The organism is Serratia sp. K1WW1 (genome assembly GCF_055790865.1).
Genome location: NZ_CM147697.1, coordinates 1,755,742 through 1,773,644, shown reverse-complemented (window position 1 = coordinate 1,773,644; position 17,903 = coordinate 1,755,742). Strand labels below are relative to the sequence as shown.

The following is a 17,903-nucleotide window of genomic DNA, read 5'->3' as shown; positions in this document are numbered from 1 at the left end:
AAGTCTTGCGCACGGAAAAGCTCTTATAGGCATTCATCCGCGATTAAATTTCCAGCTAGTGTACGCTTACACGCAACGCAGCTGCGGTGGCAAAAGGCGCCAGCGTGATGCTGCCCGCCAGCATCGCACCCAGGATGGCCAGATAACCGTCGATCGGCATCCCCATCGAGGCGGCATCTATCGCCGCGGTAGCGAAAATCAGTACCGGAATATACAGCGGCAGCACCAGCAAACTCAGCAGCACGCCGCCTTTGCGTAGCCCAACCGTCAACGCCACACCGATAGCGCCAATCAGGCTCAGCGTTGGAGTACCCAGCAGCAGGGTCAGCGCCATCGCCATCCAGGTATTCACATCCAGCGACAGCAGCAGCGCCACCAGCGGCGACAGGATCAACAACGGCAACCCGGTCACTACCCAGTGAGCACACACTTTGCCTAACACCGTCATTGGCAGCTGCGTTGGCAATAACAGTAGCTGTTCCAATGAGCCATCGAGGTAGTCATCACGGAACAACCGCTCCAGCGAAAGCAACGAGGCTAACAGCGCCGCTACCCAGATAATTCCCGGCGCAATACGCGCCAGCAATTGCGGTTCTGGCCCAACGCCCAATGGAAACAGCGTGATCACGATCAGGAAGAACCACAGCGGGTTGACGATCTCGGAGCCTTTACGAAAGGCAATTTTCAGTTCCCGCCGCAGTATGATGAAGAACATCAGGCGATCTCCGCGCTGGTCTGTGTCAGGCGAATTTTCCTTACCGCCTGCCGTGTTCCGGTTAAATCTTGATGCGTCGTTAGCAGCACCATACCGCCCTGTTGCGCATGTTGCTCAAACAGCGCGGTCAGTTCCAACACGCCCTGCTTGTCTATGGCCGTCAAAGGTTCATCCAGGATCCACAACGGGCATTTACTGAGCCAGAGCCGTGCCAGTGCCACACGCCGCTGCTGCCCGGCGGAAAGCTGCGCCACCGGTAAATCCTCATAACCGACCAAGCCTACCTGCTCCAACGCCTGCCAGATGGCCTGACGATCGGATGACTGGCTAACCGCCTGGTAAAACTGCAAATTCTCAAACGGGGTCAACATGGATTTAATTCCCGGCTGGTGCCCCAGAAACAGCAGATCCAGATGATATTGCTCACGGCGATGACGCGTATTTTCGCCCTGCCACAGCACTTCGCCTGCGTCTGGCTGCGCCAACCCGGCCAAAATACGCAGCAAGCTGGTTTTGCCAGCCCCATTAGGGCCTTCCACCTGAATAATGTCCCCCGGGTTCACCAAAAAACTCAACCTGTCAAACAGAGTTCGTTCATCTCGTACACAACTAAGATTTTTGGCTTCCAGCATGGAGGACTCATATTTTTCTTTGGGATAGCGAATCATAGCATAAGCCACAGTGCGCTCGTAGCCCGCAGCCTGGCTTGGATGTACTCCATTAGGGGTAATATTGCGCATCAGATCAAAATTGCGTAGAAAAAATCATCAACGTTAAAATTTCGTTACTTTTTAATCATTTTTCCCGCGCACTTTCCTTCGCCCCATCAGCAACTACGCTTTAGTTATCAGCCAATAGGAGAATGACCATTGAGCACAAAACCAGATCGTCCAGCCAACAGCGATAAAAGCAGCGTCAAGGTCGAAAGCGAAGAGCACGATCGGGGCAAATCCACCATTGAGGTCGATGAGGAAAAATTGCCCTCGCGCGCCGCTGCCGTGCATGAGCAAATCCGCATGGAGGGAGAGAAAGAATTGGAGCGTGACTGGCTGGCGCTATTGCTGTCAGCCTTGGCCGCTGGCTTGTCGATGGGGGCTTCCCTGGCGGCGAAAGGGATTTTTCACGCACGACTACCGGACGACCCAAGCCGGTTTTTTATCGAGAACATCGGCTATACCTTCGGCTTTATCATCGTCATCATGGCTCGCCAGCAGCTGTTTACCGAAAACACCGTCACGGCGGTGTTGCCCATCATGCATAAACCGACGCCGAAGAACTTCGTCATTCTGTTCCGCCTATGGGGGATAGTGCTGTTGGGGAATCTGCTCGGCACCGGGTTGGCCGCGCTGGCATTTATCTATATGCCTATTTTTGATGAGAATACCCGTGCGGCCTTCACCAGCTTGTCGCAGGAAATCATGCATAACACCCCGGGAGAGATGTTTGCCAACGGCATCCTGGCGGGTTGGATCATCGCCACGATGGTATGGATGTTCCCTTCGGCCAGGGCCGCCAAGATCTGGGTGATCGTGCTGATGACCTACCTGGTGGCGATTTGCGATCTGACCCATATCGTGGTCGGTTCCGTCGAGATCCTGTACCTGGTGTTTAGCGGCGCACTCCCCTGGCAGGAGTTCTTCTACCCGTTCGCCATCCCGACGCTGGCGGGCAATATCATCGGCGGCAGCTTTATCTTCGCGCTGATCAGCCATGCGCAGATCCGTAACGATATGAGTGACAAGGCCAAGGCCGAACGGCTAAAGGCTCAGCAGGATAAAAAGCCCAAGGAGAATACGGATAGCTAGAAAGACTTGCCGCCGCACCGATTCGCCGTTTGATAAGGTTGGTACGAAATTGTATTATAAACAACGAATAACATTCTTACCCGGCGAAAGGTGTTAGATGTTCGACTTAAAACTTAGAGAAGTCAGCAACGGATTATCGGCTAAAGAGCGTGGCGTAGCCGACTATATTATTGCGAATAAACAGTCGCTAAAAAATATGAGTATCCAGACGCTGGCAAAAGCTAACGACGTCAGCACTACCACCATCCTACGTCTCTGTCATAAGCTCGGGTATCAGGGATTTAGCGATCTTAAAATCGATTTGATCACCGCGTCAGGTTCCAGCAAACAAGATAACGTGTTGCAGGAAGACATTAATCTGGATGACTCAATAGAAACGGTGAACGGTAAAATTCACCTGATAGAAAAATCCTCTATTGATGAAACCCACGCCATGATGAATAGCGAGCAGTTGGCCAAAGCCAATGAGCTCATCAGAAATAGCAATAAAGTGGTGATCTACGGTGCAGGCAGTAGCGGACTGGTAGGTAAAGAGCTTGAATACCAGTTGATCAAGATAAAGAAAGACGTGAGCTGCCACCTGGACTACAGCATTCAATTTAGCATCGTCAATACGCTGGATAAACACGATCTGCTGATCATTATCTCCCACTCCGGTGAAAATCAGGATGGCGTCAAGTTGCTGACCCTGGCACAGCAGTTGGGTGTCCCTTCTATCGCCATCACCAAAATGGGCCAAAGCCGCATCTCTGGTTTGGCCGATGTGTTATTGCATACCATTTCCACGGAAAGCGTTTCCCGCCTGATCCCTATCCGCTCCAAGATTTCCCAGCTTTCGGTGATCAACATGCTGGTGACTAACCTGTTTATCCAGCAGTACGACGAGCGTTTATTAAAGCAAACCCAAACCCGCGCGGAACGTTTTTACAACCAAAACAACAAGCCTTAACCAGGTCACATACCCTCGCCAGATTAAAACGGGGCGCTGCATGCTGCGCCCGCTCACACAATCCGCACTTTCGCCCCTGCCTATTCCTCATCTTTGCTCCCCATCTCCTCCTCAAGCCAGAACCAGCCTTCCAGGCAGCATTAACCACCAAAGGGTGATCGGCTTCTCAGAACGCAGAAAATCCACTTCTCATGGTGTCCATTTCAATTTAAAGGTAATAGTATTACTAAAAAATAAAACACACTAAGTAATAATGTTACATAAAGAATTATCCAGGAGAGACGATGCAAGCTGAGATCCCTGTCATATTAGTGAGCCACGGCCCCTTTGCCCAAGGTGCGCTGACCTGTGCCGAGATGCTGGTCGGTAAGCAAGACAACGTTGCGGTGGTTTCCATTCAGGAAGACACCAATATCAGTGATGCGCGCGTCACGCTATTTGACACCTATAAATCGATTAACCAGGGCAACGGAGTGGTGATCCTGGTGGATATGATGGGTGGCTCGCCGTGTAATTTGTCTTGCGAGCTGTTGTTAACCCATGATGACGTGTTGTTATTCTGCGGTTTTAATATTCCGACCCTGCTTGAAGTTTTCAGCAATCGCGAGTTGTCATTAAATGAGATTGGAACCGTTATCGAGGAGGTTTTTCCAAATAGTTGCTTCAACGTTGGGAAGGTCTTACAAACCGAGCGGGAACAGTCAACCGAACTTTAAGGAAAAATACCATGCCAATTAATTTAGCCAGAATTGATGATCGCCTTATTCACGGCCAGGTGATCACCACGTGGGTTAAAAACCATGATATTGAACAGATCCTGATTATTAATGACAAGGTTGCCGGTGATAGCGTTCAGCAATCGGTGATCACCATGTCAGCACCACCTGAATTAAAGGTTCAGGTGTTTGGCGTACAGAAGTTTATCGATGTACTGAAAAAGGCAGAAATTAAAAGACGCACCATGCTGCTGTTTACCAACAGTGTCGATGTCCACGCGCTGGTAGAAGGTGGGCTGAAAATCGACAAGCTGAACGTGGGTGGCATGAGAATGCAGGAAGGCAGAAAGAGCCTTTCACGGGCCGTTGCGGTAACACCAGAAGAAGAGCAGGCGTTTAAATCGCTGATTGCCAAAAATATTGCGGTAGAAATACAAATGGTGCCGAAAGATCCCATTGTGGAACTGAAAACATTGATCGATTGATTAGGTAATTTTTACGTAATCGCTGGGGGATACAACGATGTTAATGGAAGCAATCTTGGTGGCCATTTGGGCAGGTATCTGCTCAATGGATGACGTAGGGCCACAAATGCTGCGGCGGCCGCTGTTAACCGGCACGGTAGCAGGCATCATCATGGGGGACATGGTTCAAGGGTTGGCAATCAGTGCCACGCTTGAACTGATGTGGATGGGCATCGGTAACGTAGGCGCCTACTCAGCTCCCGATATTATTGCGGGATCGATCATCGGGGTCGCTTTGGGTATCGCCTCCAAAGGCGGTATTGCCGCGGGTATCGCACTGGCGGTTCCGGTCTCTATTCTTTGCCAACAACTGCTGATCGTCTGGCGCTCTTTTGCCAGCTTCTTAAACGTCTGGGCGGAGAAATCCATTCAATCGGGGGACTATCAAGGCCTGGTCAAGGTCCACTATTTCTCGACGCCGCTGTGGTTCTTGATCCGTGCCGTTCCCTGCTTCCTGGCAATCTACTTTGGCGGGGACCTGGTCAGTAAAGTGTTAGAAGCCATACCGGCCAGCATTTTAACCGGCATGGGCGTGGCCTCTAAAATGATCCCAGCCATCGGCGTGTGTATCTTATTGCTGATGCTGTTAAAGGGCCGGATGTGGTTCTTCTTCCTGCTGGGCTTTATTCTGACCACCTATTTAAAACTGCCGATTATCCCGATTACCTTTATCGCCCTGGCCTTTGCTGTGCTTTATGACATGGCTTATACCAACGGCATGAATACTCCAGCACCAGAAAAGAGCAAAGCGACCGCAACGGACACTGAAGAAGAGTATGACTTATGAACGAGACAATTTCATATCATGGTGTGAGCCCCACCACTCAGGATAAAAAGCTGACCAAGGCCGATTTAAACCGTATTTTCTGGAATATTCAGACTATGTCATTCTCATATAACTATGAGAAACTGCAAACTATTGGCTTTGCGCATTGCATGATCCCGGTGCTCGACAAGTTGTACGCCGATGCCGATAAAGAAACGCGCGTACGGGCCATGAAACGGCACCTGGAATTCTACAACTCACAGATTAACACCGGCGCACTGATTTTGGGCGTTACCGCCGCGCTGGAAGAAAAAACTACAGAAGAAGAGAAAGAAGCGGTAGTTTCTGTTAAAGCCGGTTTAATGGGCCCACTGGCTGGTTTAGGCGACAGCCTGTTGAAATTCACCTGGCTGCCAATCTGTGGCAGTATCGGTGCCGCATTTGCCCTGCAGGGTAATCTTATCGGCCCGATACTGATGTTTATTCTCTTCAACCTGGTCAATATCGGCTCGAAATATTTCTTTATCCATTATGGCTATAACAAGGGCGTGGATTTAATCGAGCAGTCTAAAAACTCGAATATTATCCAACGAATCTCAAACGTGGCCAACGTGGTGGGCGTGATGGTGCTAGGCTCGCTGATAGCCACCACCGTCAAGATATCGACCCCCTTGGTGATCGCCGTTGGCGAGCAGTCGATAAAAGTCCAGGAGATGTTTGACAAGGTTGCGCCTAACCTGCTGACGTTACTGTTTTCCTTGGGCATATTCTTCCTGGTCAAAAGATTTAAAGGAAAATATACGGTGTCACTCATCATTGCAATGATGGTGTTCGGCGTCATTTGCTCCATGTTTGGCATTTTAAGTTAAAGGGAATAGTGATGAATTCGAAGATTCAGTTATCCATTAGCAGAAAAAACAAGATCCAACTCGAGATAAGCTTTAATTCAGATGCAGGCCCGGTGTCGCTATACTGGACAAAAGATAATGATGCCAACAGTCAGGAACGCTATTTAATTGCGGACAATGCTACGAGCCCCTATTTATTGGACGATCCGTTAAAGGCCGAACAACGAGTTTATTTTATTATCGAGCAGGGTGGCCAAACTTATCTTGCCGCAGAAAGAACGCTTCCCGTCGACGGTTTAAATAATTTCCGGGATTTTGGCGGCTACGTGGGTGCCGGTGGCAAACAAGTAAAATGGGGAATGCTTTACCGCTCGAACCATTTACACCATCTCAGCTCGCAGGCCGTGGCATACATCGAATCGTTGCAGATTCAGACCATTATTGATTACCGCAGTGCCAATGAGATTGCCAAAAGCCCCAACGACTCTGTTGGTGAAAAAAGAACCTATCATCTGGATGCGGCGGCACAAACCGCAGAGCTGGCGGCCCAGTTTTCCGCCGAGCCCAGTGACGAAGATCGCATGCTGATAGAAAGCGTTATGCGTGATATCCCTGCAGAACTGATCAATGGGCAAGGCGCACAGGTTTTAGAACAATACAGACACTTCGTGACCAGTGACAAATCTAAAACAGCGTTTAAGACCATGATTGAGGTGTTGTTAGATAAAGACAACAGCCCACATATTCAGCACTGTCGTGGAGGCAAAGACCGCACGGGCTATGGCGCTTTATTGGTTTTATCCATGCTGGGGGTTTCAGAGGATGACATTATTGCCGATTACATGCTAACCCAGGCCAACCGGATGGAGCGCAACGAGGTAAAAATGGCCTCCTATCGTAAAATAACCGACGACCAGAATGTGCTTGATTACCTGCATACGCTGATTGATACGCGCGAATCCTTTATTGTTGAGGTGTTCAACACCATGAAACAACAATCTGGTAGCGTCGCGGGTTACATCAAGCAGGAATTAGGCTTTACCGACGCCGACTTTAGCAAGATGCAGCAAAACTTTTTAATCTAACCCCTTAGAACCAGACAACTCCTTGATACCACGGCGGCAGCTGTGGGGCACTTTGACTTGCCTCGCTCCTGCCGCTCGCCCTTCCCCAAAGCGCCTGGCTTCTGCCGCAAACGCACATTGATGGGCGGCTAACGGCAAGAAATGGGCTAAAAACAGAGAAAACCGGTTACATTTCAGACGATCAGGCCAATAACCTCTTAAACCCAAGCGTAAAAATGGGTATACTGCGCCCGCCGTGTCCCCTTAGTTAAATGGATATAACGAGCCCCTCCTAAGGGCTAGTTGCAGGTTCGATTCCTGCAGGGGACACCATATTGATGCGACTCGAATTACCCCACAGGAACTAAGCCAGCCACAGAATGCCGTGGTGCCCTACAGCGAATATGAAAAACTGATTAACGCAAAAAATGATTGGGAAGATGTGCCCTACACTGCCTCAAAATCCGATGATGTGACCGTGCCTAACGCGATCGTCAAGATCATGATTGACCAGGAAGTTTCTCTTCTGGCGGCCTGGCGGATCTATCGGGACCTGTCTCAGTATGATGTGGCTGAAAAACTCGGCACCACCCAATCCACCGTTTCACAATGGGAGGCATCAGACCGCCCTCAGAAGCGCACCCGTGAAAAACTAGCGGCGCTGTATGATTGCTCCCCCGAGCAGTTGTTCCCCTAGTCTTGCTCAGTGTAGGGGTGCTGCAATGCTCCGCCCTTAAGATAACCAATCGGTTAACTCAGGCTGAACATGCTCGGCCCCTACACAAATCAGCAACCATGTTGGCGCTGAGGGCAGGATATACACTGTTATCAATATAATACGTGACCTGCTCCCGCTACCTAGCACAACCTCACACGTTAAGGGTATAATCCAAGGCATTATTTAATCGGTTTCGGAAACGAACATGGCAAAGCTAACATTACAAGAGCAGCTGCTTAAAGCTGGACTGGTCAACAGTAAAAAACTGGCGAAAGTGGAAAGAACGGCTAAAAAATCGCGGGTTCAGGCTCGTGAGGCAAGAGAGGCCGTGGAAGAAAACAAAAAAGCACAGGTTGAACGTGATAAGCAGTTGAATGAGCAGCAAAAACAGGCCGCTTTAGCTAAAGAATATAAAGCCCAGGTAAAGCAGCTCATTGAAATGAATCGGATCGTTATTGCAAATGGCGATATTGGTTATAACTTCACAGATAATAATTTAATTAAAAAAATATATGTGGATAAAACTACCCAATCTCAGTTGATTAGTGGCCGCCTTGCCATTGCTCGTCTGATTACCGATAAGAATCCTGAAGGCGAATACGCGATTATACCCGCGATCGTGGCCGATAAAATTGCGCAGCGTGATGCTAGCAGCATTGTATTAAATGCCGAGCTGAGCAAAGAGGCTAAAGATGAAGAAGATCCGTATGCCGATTTTGTCGTGCCTGACGATCTTATGTGGTAAACAAACTTTCCAGAGGCTTACCGCGATCAGCCCATAAGCAACAACGCCCCTTGAGCTCAACCGCAGGGGCATTTCGACCTATCTTTTCATTTTCGAAGTAAATCACAAAAAATATTATTTAAATTAAAAAGTTAAATGAAAAAGCCCCGAAAACGGGGCCTTAGCGGTGAATTCAAGCTGGTTGGCTCTGCTTTTTGTAGATAGAACGGTAATGATTGAGCCGTTCGAAGAAGTTATCGCTCTGTTCACGCGACATATTACCCGCCACGCCGTTAGCATCGACTTCACGACCCTGAAACTCCAAGAATGCCACCGTAGAAGCGAGAAAATCCATGTTGCTGGTGTTCTTGGCATAGACATAGCACTTTTCCAAAGTTTCCATGATCTCCTCCTCAACGTTTACAGTAAAGTTGACGTGCCACAAGCAGGATGACAATCGCTCGTTAAATGTGCTGCACCTCTAAGAATACTCGCAAAAGCTAAAAAATATACGCCATACGTGCTGTGTGATTAAAAAACGGGCAGAGTTCGCAGAAATACCTAGCGCGGCAAGGACGCCAATCTCTGGCATTGTTGTCGCCAACCGGTCACAATGCGGCTCACTCCCCCCCAAGCAGGAAATATGATGCCTTGCCACTATCCCGCCCATTACGCCTTCGATAGCGAAAGCGATGCTTGGCAAATTACCCTACGCGATTTCCCCGAGCAGCAGGCCGCCTGCTACAAACGTGAGGACGTAGAACTGGAAGCACAGGAAAGCCTGCTGACGGCTATCGCCATTGAAATGGAAGAAGGGCGCCCGGTGCCTGCGGCCTCGGCATTGCAAAGCGGTGACATCGCCCTGCATTTGCCGGTACTGGTGAAATTAAAGCTGGAACTGCATAACCATATGTTGAGCAGCAACACCTCAAAAGCGCTGCTGGCCCGCCAGATGGGGTTTAACGGCGCACAGATCGATCGCTTGCTGGATGTGGCCTATGCCTCGAAGGTCGAGGCCCTTGAGCAAGCCCTGTTTCTGCTGGGCTACGAAGTGCATGCCACGGTCGTGGCGATCCACCAGCCCTCAGAATAAATAGTTTGCCCAGAGAGTAAATTTTTACCGTTTTGCGCCGATAGGGTTATTAAACAACCACCGATTGCAAAGTGAAGGCTAAAAATGGAACTCAACCGTCGTCATGTCTGGGCCGCTATCCTGCTTTCTTGTCTGGTCTTCTGGGCTATTCTGATCGCCAGCGTCAGCGCCGTAGCCTGATGTCTTGTAACAAACTGTTACTTCTGGCATTTATCAACCCTCACACCTCGTAGGGATGCTGCAGAGTACGCCCGTTTCAACGCGCTTGCAGGGTAAAAAATCGACAAAAAGTGTGATCAAAAACACAGTATTGAAATGGGTAGGATTTTGGGAGTACATTAGCGCCGATCCTGTTGTGATTCTTGGTTAACCTCAAGGAACTTGAATCGCAACGACCGGTAAATCGTAGCTCAGGACGTTGTTCCTTCTGATTGAAGAACCCGCCACCGCCGCTGATTTACCACAAAATACTCAGACAACAATCGGGATCGTTGGTTTGCGAGGACTCCACAAGGAGTTGTTACGTGAAATACTTTTTGATGGGCGTTTCATTCATGCTGGTTGCATGGGTAGGCACCTTCATGCTGATGGTTGCCTAACCGCAATCTCACCAGGTACATTGATAAAGGGGCGCTTCTGCGCCCCTTTGTTGTTTCTGCAGCGCGAACTATTTGCCGGGCATCATCCGGCGCAGGGTGTCGTCACCCCGCAGGTAGTGATGATAAATCGCGGCCAAGGCATGGATGCCGATGATGAAATACCCCGTGTTTGCCAAGGTTTCGTGCACCATTTTCAGCGTGCGGCGTATGCCCGCATCGGGCGTGACCCACTGCGGCACCTGCCAGCCCAGCAGCATCCACTGTTTGCCCCCGTAGGACAGCGTCAAGAAGCCTAATATCGGCAACGATAAAAACAGCAGGTACAGCAGCCAATGGAAAACCTTCGCCCCTAGCACCTGCCATTCCGGCAAGGCCGGAGTGATCGGCGGCGTAGGATGCCGGTGGCGTAGCCCAAGGCGGATAAGCATCAGCACAAATACCGACAGGCCAAAGTTAAAGTGCAGATCCTTCACCAATGCCGCGCTGTCATCCGGCACCGAGTCCCTCAGCAGCATGGCACTGTAAGTCAGGATCACCATCACCAGCGTGAGCCAGTGCAGGAGGATTTGTGATTTTGCATAGCGAACGCTCATAGAGACTCCCACTAAATTCGGTATTAGCAGAGCATAGCGGATAACAACTGAAGAGAGCCTTAAGTAGAAGAAAAATCAGGATGGTGGGTACGTAAATGCCCCTCACCCTAACCCTCTCCCACAGGGAGAGGGGACCGATCGAGTGGGCTTAAAATACGGTGATGTACCTTGGATGAGAGACAATCGAGCTTGCTATATGTACTTGGCAACCGCACTGAATCAGCCCCCTCTTCGAGAAAACAGACCATTCACAGCACTTGAATACAACTCCGGACTGGCTCCCTCTCCCTGTGGGAGAGGGGACCGATCGAGTGGGCTTAAAATACGGTGATGTACCTTGGATGAGAGACAATCGAGCTTGCTGTAGGTACAGAAACTTGCTTGGCAACCGCACTGAATCAGCCCCCCTCTTCGAGGAAAACAGACCGCTCACAGCACTTGAATACAACTCCGGACTGGCTCCCTCTCCCTGTGGGAGAGGGTCGGGGTGAGGGGAACAGCGATTGCCTAATCTCAGGCAACAACGCGATGCTATTTGGTCGCTGGCTTGATTAACCCATCAGCACGGAACATCGCCTTGATACCGCGCACCGCCTGGCGGATACGATCCTGATTTTCAATCAAGGCAAAACGCACATGGGTGTCGCCGTAATCGCCAAAGCCGATCCCCGGGGATACGCACACTTTAGCCTCCGCCAACAGACGCTTGGCGAACTCCAGCGACCCAAGATGCGCGTAAGGCTCAGGAATTTTTGCCCATACATACATCGAGGCTTTCGGATTCTCTACCATCCAGCCGGCTTCGTGCAACCCTTTCACCAGCACGTTACGGCGCTGGCGATACTGCTCGGCAATGTCCAACACGCACTGCTGGTCACCTTCCAATGCGGCGATAGCGGCCACCTGCAGCGGCGTGAAGGTGCCGTAGTCGTGGTAGCTTTTAATACGTGCCAATGCGCTAACCAGCTCAGGATTCCCCACCATAAAGCCAATACGCCAGCCGGCCATATTGTAGCTTTTCGACAGGGTGAAGAATTCGACCGCAATGTCTTTGGCTCCCGGCACCTGCATGATCGAAGGCGCTTTCCAACCGTCATAGACGATATCGGCGTAGGCCAGATCGTGGATCACCAGCACGTCATACTGCTTCGCCAGCGCCACAACCCGTTCAAAGAAATCCAGTTCTACACACTGCGCCGTCGGGTTGGACGGGAAGCCCAGGATCATCATTTTTGGCCGCGGAATGGTTTCACGAATGGCGCGCTCCAGCTCACCAAAGAAATCCACGCCGTCCACCAGCGGCACGGAACGCACCTGAGCACCGGCGATCACCGCGCCATAAATATGGATCGGGTAGCTTGGATTCGGCACCAGCACCGTATCCCCGTGATCGAGCGTTGCCAACATCAGGTGCGCCAGGCCCTCTTTCGAGCCGATGGTCACAATGGCTTCGCTTTCGGGATCGATATCGACCTGATAGCGTTCCTGATACCAGTGCGAAATAGCACGGCGTAGGCGCGGAATACCGCGTGAGGTTGAGTAGCCATGGGTATCATCACGCTGGGCTACGGTACAGAGTTTCTCTACGATATGCGGCGGCGTCGGGCCATCCGGGTTACCCATGCTGAAATCGATAATATCTTCCCCGCGACGGCGTGCAGCCATCTTCAGTTCAGAGGTGATATTAAACACATAAGGGGGCAGGCGTTCGATGCGCGTGAAACGGCGCGGGTTGTTATCAGACATAGTTACCTCGAAGAGACGTTAGCGCCCGGACCATCCGAGCGACGCTGGCCACAGAATGGCCGAACATCGAACATAACTCAGCCTTGTCAGGCTGTCGAGCCCCTCGCATAACAATTTTTTTACCGTTCGGCAGCCGCAAATTCCGTCGCCAGCAACCCCAACCGCCAGTCATTACACCACCGGTCCGCCAGGCGGAAATTGTCACGCAGCGTCCCTTCCAGTTGAAAACCACAGCTCTCCAACAGACCCCGTGAGGCTAAATTCCCCTCTGTCACCGTGGCATACACTTTGTGAAACCCGCAGGCATTGAAGGCAAAATCCAAGATCACGGGCAGCGACTCTTTGCCATAACCTTTCCCCTGCCCTTCCGGCAGGCTGCCAAAGCCCACTTCGGCCTGCTGGCAAGGGGACCACTCAGGGCGAAACCCGGTCATTCCCACCGCTTGACCGCTGCTTTTTTCTCTCATCACCAGACATAGCCAGCGATCGCAATGCTTATCCCATGCGGGCAAGCGTGCTTCGAAACGTTCGCGGATCTCGTGTTCCGGCAGCGGATCGGCAATGTAACGGATCACCTGGGGATCCTGGAACAGGCGTAGGAATAACGGCCAGTCATCCGCCGTTAGCGATGTCAGCAGCAAGCGAGGTGTTTCCAATTTCATCAGGTAAATCTCCGAAAAACGAAAAAGAGGAAGTTACGAATGAAAGATATCCCTTTATTTTCCCCTATTAAACCCAGATAATCATTAACGAGGTTACAACAAAACAGCAACTTTATAACGCTACCCTACCACTAACATCCTCGCCCACCGGCGGGCCAAGGAGAACACCATGGCTTCATTACTCATCGATGATATTCCTGCCGCAATAAAAAGCGTCAAGCAGCAGTTACGCCAGGCTCTACCCAACTATCGCGAAGTCTTCCTGGAACTGGAAGACAATATTCGCCGGCAGGTGGAGCAAATCCGTCAGGAACTGGCCAACGGCCAGGACCCGGTGCCGCAGGTGGACGCCGAAGATATTCTGCAACAACGCGTTACCGAACAACAAATTGCCCTGATTAAACAGCGCGGCGTATGCGCTATTCGGGGCGTATTCCCACGCAGCAAAGCCGAGGCCTGGAACCAGGAGATCGGCGACTATCTCGAACGCAATAACTTCGTCGAGCGGCTAAAAAATGCCGCCGAAGATAACTACTTTGGCAAACTGGCCGCCAGTAAGCCGCAGATCTACGGCATTTACTGGTCGAAGCCTCAGGTCGAGGCTCGTCAAGATCAGCGCATGCATGCGGTGCAGGTGTTCCTCAACAGCCTGTGGGCAACCGAAAGCAACGGCAAACAGCACTTTGACCCAACGCGTGTCGCTACCTATGCCGACCGTACCCGTCGCCGCCCGCCAAATTCCTCTTCGCTGGGCCTTTCCCCGCATGTGGATAGCGGCACCATCGAACGCTGGCTGGATGAGAATTTCCGCTATGTCTATCGTCACGTGTTCTCCGGCAACTGGCAGAAATACGATCCCTTTGCCGCCGATGGCCGCACAGAAGTGCGCGAGATCGCCTCACCGGCAGTTTGTTCCATGTTCCGTACCTTCCAGGGCTGGACAGCACTGACACCGCAACGCACCCATGCCGGTACGCTGAACGTGGTACCGATCGCCAACGCCATGGCCTATATCCTGCTGCGCGCCCTGCAAGACGATGTGGCGGATGACGATCTGTGCGGAGCCGCCCCAGGCCGGGCGCTGTCAATTTCGGAACAATGGCATCCCCTTTTATTAAGTGGGTTATCCCCTATTCCCGATCTGGAGCCGGGAGATACGGTATTCTGGCACTGTGACGTGATCCATTCGGTAGAAAACGAGCATAACGGCGAGTTCGACAGCAACGTGATGTACATCGCCGCTGCGCCGGGTTGTGAGAAGAACGATGCCTATCTGCAACGGCAGTTGCCAAGCTTCCTGTCCGGCAAAAGCCCGGTGGATTTTGCTGCGGATGATTTCGAAGTGGATTTCATTGGCCGCGCCACCGTTGAGCTGCTGACGCCGCTCGGCAAAGAACAGTTGGGGTTTAAATAACCCTGATGACCGCGGTGTGCTCCGGCCACCGCGGTCATTGCCACGCTGTGATATACTGTGGTCTCCCGTTCGTCGCAGTGAGCCGCCGTTGTGCACCCTGTTTTTGAAATGTTGTTAGCGGTATTCGATCGTGCCGCCCTGATGTTGATCTGCCTGTTTTTCCTCACCCGCACCCGGCTGTTTCGCCAGCTGTTGCAAAAGGAAGATCATACTCCGCTGGAACTGGCCGCAGTCACGGCCATCTTCTCTCTGTTCGCCCTGTTCAGTACCTATTCTGGCATCAACGTCGAAGGCTCTCTGGTTAACGTGCGCGTAATCGCCATCATGGCCGGGGGGATCCTGTTTGGCCCCTGGGTTGGCATCATTACCGGCATTATCGCCGGATCGCACCGCTATCTGATCGATATCGACGGTATCACCTCGGTTCCCTGCCTGATCACCAGCATTATTGCCGGGATCGGCGCCGGTTATATCAACCTGAAGGTGAAGAAAGGCCAGCGCTGGCGTGCTGGGATCTTGGGAGGCATGCTGTGCGAATCACTCACCATGCTGCTGATCGTTGTCTGGGCCAAACCCACCGAACTCGGGCTGGATATCGTGTCTAAAATTGCCCTGCCGATGATCCTCGGCACGGTGTGTATCGGCCTGATCGTGCTGCTGGTGCAAAGCGTCGAAGACGAAAAAGAGGTGATTGCGGCGCGGCAGGCCAAGCTGGCGCTGGATATCGCCCGCAAAACGTTGCCCTATTTCCGTAATATCAATAGCGAATCGCTGACCACCATTTGCGAAATTATCCGCCACGATATCAATGCCGATGCGGTCGCCATCACCGATACCCAACATGTGCTGGCCTACGTTGGCGTGGGAGCAGAGCATTACCCACTCGGGCGCGCAGGGCTGAGCCGAGTCACGCTGGAAAGCATCCAGCAGGGCAAAATCATCATCAAAAACAACCTCGAGAACCAGACCGCACCGCAGATCCATTCCCAACTGGTGATCCCGCTATGGGAAAAGGGCGAGGTGACCGGGGCGCTGAAAATTTACTACTGCCATGCCCATCAGATCACCAATACGCTGAAGGTGATGGCGGTTGGCCTGTCACAGATTATCTCCACCCAGATAGAGGTTTCGCGCATCGAGCATCTGCGCCAAATGGCGGACAAGGCCGAAATGCGCGCGCTACAAAGCAAAATCAATCCGCATTTCCTGTTTAACGCGCTGAACGCCATCTCGTCGTCGATCCGGCTTAATCAGGATACCGCCCGCCAGTTGATTATCAACCTGTCGCGTTACCTGCGCTATAACCTGGAACTGAACGACGAACTGATCGATATCCGTAAGGAACTGCATCAGATCCAGGACTATATCGCCATTGAGCAGGCGCGCTTCGGCAGTAAGCTGACGGTGATTTATGACATCGACGACGATATTGCCGTACGCATCCCTAGCCTGCTGATCCAGCCGCTGGTGGAAAATGCCATCGTGCACGGTATTCAACCCTGTAAAGGGAAAGGCGTGGTGGTGATCGCGGTGAAAGATCAGGGCGATCGTGTCAGGATTTCGGTGAAAGATACTGGCAACGGCATCGATCCGCTGGTGATCGAACGCGTGGCACGCAATGAAATGCCAGGCCACAATATCGGCCTGCTCAACGTACACCACCGGGTTTCACTGCTGTACGGTGAAGGATTGCGCATTCGGCGGCTGGAGCCGGGAACGGAAATCGCCTTCTACGTCACCAAAAACGGCAATAAACTGCATAGCGAAAACAGTCCACAACCTGCCGGGGAACAACTATGAAAGCCATCATTGTGGAAGATGAGTTTCTCGCCCAGCAAGAGCTGACTTATCTGATTAACAAACACAGCAATATCACCATCGAAGCCACCTTTGAAGACGGCCTGGACGTGCTGAAATACCTGCAAACCCATCAGGTTGACGCCATTTTCCTCGATATCAATATTCCGTCGTTAGACGGCGTATTGTTGGCGCAGAACATCAGCAAGTTTGCGCATCGTCCGTCGATCGTGTTTATCACCGCTTATAAAGAGCATGCGGTAGAGGCGTTTGAGATCGAGGCATTCGACTACATCCTCAAGCCGTACCATGAAGCGCGTATCATCACCATGCTGCAAAAGCTGGAGGCATTGCATAACCGACCGGCGCAAACGCCAGAGCCTAGCGCACCGGCGAATCGTACCAGCCACAGCATTAACCTGATCAAAGACGAGCGCATCATCGTCACGGACATCAACGACATCTACTACGCCGCCGCCGATGAGAAAGTCACGCGGGTGTATACCCGGCGCGAAGAGTTTGTGATGCCGATGAATATCACCGAGTTTTACCAGCGGCTGCCGGAAGAGTTTTTCTTCCGCTGCCACCGCTCGTATTGCGTCAATTTATCCAAGATCCGGGAAATCGTTCCGTGGTTCAACAACACCTATATTCTGCGGCTAAGCGATCTGGATTTTGAAGTCCCGGTCAGCCGCAGCAAGGTCAAGGCGTTTCGCCAACTGATGCGGTTATAGTTACCAGCGTGGGCCTCGCGGGCCGTGATCCCGTTGGTAATAGCGTGGCGGTGGTGGTGGCATGCGGTGATAACGTGGGCCATCACGCCATTCACGACGTGGGGGGCCGTAATAAACCGCCCTTGATGGTGGGCCGTAATATCCGCGCGGGCCATAATGCTCGTGCCACCAGCGCGGTTCACGCCAGCGACCACCATCCCAGTAATGCCCCCGATCATCACGATCGCCAATATGCAGCGACATTCCAGGCACGTTGATGCCGACAGAAATATCCGCATGGCTCACCGCAGGCAGTGAAAGCGGCAACAACGCAGCCAATAACAACAGCACTTTTTTCATCAGGTCTCTCCCAGAGCATGGAACGGGTCCATTTACCGATCACAGTAGTTCCGCACCGGTACGTTCTCTATAGGAGGAAAGCCCAATTACGCCTTTC

Annotated in this window: 21 protein-coding genes and 1 tRNA gene; 15 read left to right on the top strand and 7 right to left on the bottom strand. The window is 51.8% G+C overall.

The window, feature by feature from the left end; genetic code table 11:
* Window positions 1-55: 55 nt before the first annotated feature.
* Window positions 56-715 carry a heme exporter protein CcmB gene (gene ccmB, locus ACX9GU_RS08115; RefSeq protein ID WP_021806074.1) on the bottom strand — a complete coding sequence of 220 codons (660 nt, stop codon included), beginning with the start codon at window positions 713-715 and terminating at the stop codon, window positions 56-58.
* On the bottom strand, window positions 715-1,347 hold the full coding sequence (gene ccmA, locus ACX9GU_RS08110) for a cytochrome c biogenesis heme-transporting ATPase CcmA (RefSeq protein ID WP_473195139.1): 633 nt from the start codon (window positions 1,345-1,347) through the stop codon (window positions 715-717). Before ccmA ends, ccmB begins: the two co-directional genes overlap by 1 nt.
* A gap of 237 nt (window positions 1,348-1,584) precedes the next feature.
* On the opposite strand from ccmA, the gene ACX9GU_RS08105 reads away from it, so the two are divergent.
* From ACX9GU_RS08105 to ACX9GU_RS08060, 10 genes are all read left to right on the top strand, one after another.
* The gene (locus ACX9GU_RS08105) at window positions 1,585-2,520 is read left to right on the top strand and encodes a formate/nitrite transporter family protein (RefSeq protein ID WP_473194414.1); all 936 of its coding nucleotides are present in this window, start codon (window positions 1,585-1,587) and stop codon (window positions 2,518-2,520) included.
* Between the two features lie 97 nt (window positions 2,521-2,617).
* Window positions 2,618-3,469, top strand: coding sequence for a MurR/RpiR family transcriptional regulator (locus ACX9GU_RS08100; RefSeq protein ID WP_024485098.1), 852 nt, complete (start codon window positions 2,618-2,620; stop codon window positions 3,467-3,469).
* Between the two features lie 284 nt (window positions 3,470-3,753).
* Window positions 3,754-4,185, top strand: a complete 432-nt coding sequence (locus ACX9GU_RS08095; protein WP_473194413.1) for a PTS sugar transporter subunit IIA — start codon at window positions 3,754-3,756, stop codon at window positions 4,183-4,185.
* Window positions 4,186-4,196: 11 nt separating this feature from the next.
* Window positions 4,197-4,670, top strand: coding sequence for a PTS sugar transporter subunit IIB (locus tag ACX9GU_RS08090; RefSeq protein ID WP_024485100.1), 474 nt, complete (start codon window positions 4,197-4,199; stop codon window positions 4,668-4,670).
* A 37-nt stretch (window positions 4,671-4,707) separates the two neighbouring features.
* Window positions 4,708-5,496, top strand: coding sequence for a PTS mannose/fructose/sorbose/N-acetylgalactosamine transporter subunit IIC (locus ACX9GU_RS08085; protein WP_071684095.1), 789 nt, complete (start codon window positions 4,708-4,710; stop codon window positions 5,494-5,496).
* Window positions 5,493-6,344: a PTS system mannose/fructose/sorbose family transporter subunit IID gene (locus ACX9GU_RS08080; protein ID WP_115158247.1), complete on the top strand. Its 852-nt coding sequence runs from the start codon at window positions 5,493-5,495 to the stop codon at window positions 6,342-6,344. Before ACX9GU_RS08085 ends, ACX9GU_RS08080 begins: the two co-directional genes overlap by 4 nt.
* Window positions 6,345-6,355: 11 nt before the next feature.
* Window positions 6,356-7,408, top strand: a complete 1,053-nt coding sequence (locus ACX9GU_RS08075; protein ID WP_473194412.1) for a tyrosine-protein phosphatase — start codon at window positions 6,356-6,358, stop codon at window positions 7,406-7,408.
* A gap of 237 nt (window positions 7,409-7,645) precedes the next feature.
* Window positions 7,646-7,720: transfer RNA gene (locus tag ACX9GU_RS08070), tRNA-Arg, on the top strand.
* A 1-nt stretch (window position 7,721) separates the two neighbouring features.
* Complete coding sequence (locus ACX9GU_RS08065) at window positions 7,722-8,084, top strand: helix-turn-helix domain-containing protein (protein ID WP_473195138.1); 363 nt, start codon at window positions 7,722-7,724, stop codon at window positions 8,082-8,084.
* 226 nt (window positions 8,085-8,310) lie between these two features.
* Complete coding sequence (locus ACX9GU_RS08060) at window positions 8,311-8,850, top strand: DUF2058 domain-containing protein (RefSeq protein ID WP_021806083.1); 540 nt, start codon at window positions 8,311-8,313, stop codon at window positions 8,848-8,850.
* A 172-nt stretch (window positions 8,851-9,022) separates the two neighbouring features.
* On the opposite strand, the gene ACX9GU_RS08055 is transcribed toward ACX9GU_RS08060, so the two are convergent.
* Complete coding sequence (locus tag ACX9GU_RS08055) at window positions 9,023-9,232, bottom strand: hypothetical protein (protein ID WP_021178640.1); 210 nt, start codon at window positions 9,230-9,232, stop codon at window positions 9,023-9,025.
* Window positions 9,233-9,475: 243 nt separating this feature from the next.
* Between ACX9GU_RS08055 and ACX9GU_RS08050 the strand changes: the two genes are divergently transcribed.
* Together ACX9GU_RS08050 and ypdK are read left to right on the top strand one after the other, a co-directional pair.
* On the top strand, window positions 9,476-9,922 hold the full coding sequence (locus ACX9GU_RS08050; protein WP_473195137.1) for a type II toxin-antitoxin system HicB family antitoxin: 447 nt from the start codon (window positions 9,476-9,478) through the stop codon (window positions 9,920-9,922).
* A 524-nt stretch (window positions 9,923-10,446) separates the two neighbouring features.
* Entirely contained in the window at window positions 10,447-10,521 is a 75-nt protein-coding gene (gene ypdK / locus ACX9GU_RS08045; protein ID WP_099782600.1) for a membrane protein YpdK, read from the top strand.
* Window positions 10,522-10,589: 68 nt separating this feature from the next.
* On the opposite strand, the gene ACX9GU_RS08040 is transcribed toward ypdK, so the two are convergent.
* The 3 genes from ACX9GU_RS08040 to ACX9GU_RS08030 all read right to left on the bottom strand — a co-directional run bounded on the left by ACX9GU_RS08040 (window position 10,590) and on the right by ACX9GU_RS08030 (window position 13,522).
* A complete protein-coding gene (locus ACX9GU_RS08040; protein ID WP_473194411.1) occupies window positions 10,590-11,114 on the bottom strand; it encodes a cytochrome b in 525 nt (174 codons plus the stop codon).
* Between the two features lie 531 nt (window positions 11,115-11,645).
* Window positions 11,646-12,860, bottom strand: a complete 1,215-nt coding sequence (gene alaC / locus ACX9GU_RS08035) for an alanine transaminase (RefSeq protein ID WP_121607442.1) — start codon at window positions 12,858-12,860, stop codon at window positions 11,646-11,648.
* Between the two features lie 119 nt (window positions 12,861-12,979).
* Entirely contained in the window at window positions 12,980-13,522 is a 543-nt protein-coding gene (locus ACX9GU_RS08030) for a GNAT family N-acetyltransferase (protein WP_059201424.1), read from the bottom strand.
* A gap of 169 nt (window positions 13,523-13,691) precedes the next feature.
* Here ACX9GU_RS08030 and ACX9GU_RS08025 point away from each other — a divergent pair, with 169 nt between their 5' ends.
* The 3 genes from ACX9GU_RS08025 (at window position 13,692) to ACX9GU_RS08015 (ending at window position 17,467) form a co-directional block, all read left to right on the top strand.
* On the top strand, window positions 13,692-14,936 hold the full coding sequence (locus ACX9GU_RS08025) for a DUF1479 domain-containing protein (protein WP_473194410.1): 1,245 nt from the start codon (window positions 13,692-13,694) through the stop codon (window positions 14,934-14,936).
* A 108-nt stretch (window positions 14,937-15,044) separates the two neighbouring features.
* Window positions 15,045-16,736, top strand: a complete 1,692-nt coding sequence (locus ACX9GU_RS08020; protein WP_473195136.1) for a LytS/YhcK type 5TM receptor domain-containing protein — start codon at window positions 15,045-15,047, stop codon at window positions 16,734-16,736.
* Complete coding sequence (locus ACX9GU_RS08015) at window positions 16,733-17,467, top strand: LytR/AlgR family response regulator transcription factor (protein ID WP_021807023.1); 735 nt, start codon at window positions 16,733-16,735, stop codon at window positions 17,465-17,467. The genes ACX9GU_RS08020 and ACX9GU_RS08015 overlap by 4 nt, the downstream gene beginning before the upstream one ends.
* Here ACX9GU_RS08015 and ACX9GU_RS08010 read toward each other — a convergent pair whose 3' ends face one another.
* The gene (locus ACX9GU_RS08010) at window positions 17,468-17,806 is read right to left on the bottom strand and encodes a DUF2502 domain-containing protein (protein WP_473194409.1); all 339 of its coding nucleotides are present in this window, start codon (window positions 17,804-17,806) and stop codon (window positions 17,468-17,470) included.
* Window positions 17,807-17,903 lie beyond the last annotated feature (97 nt).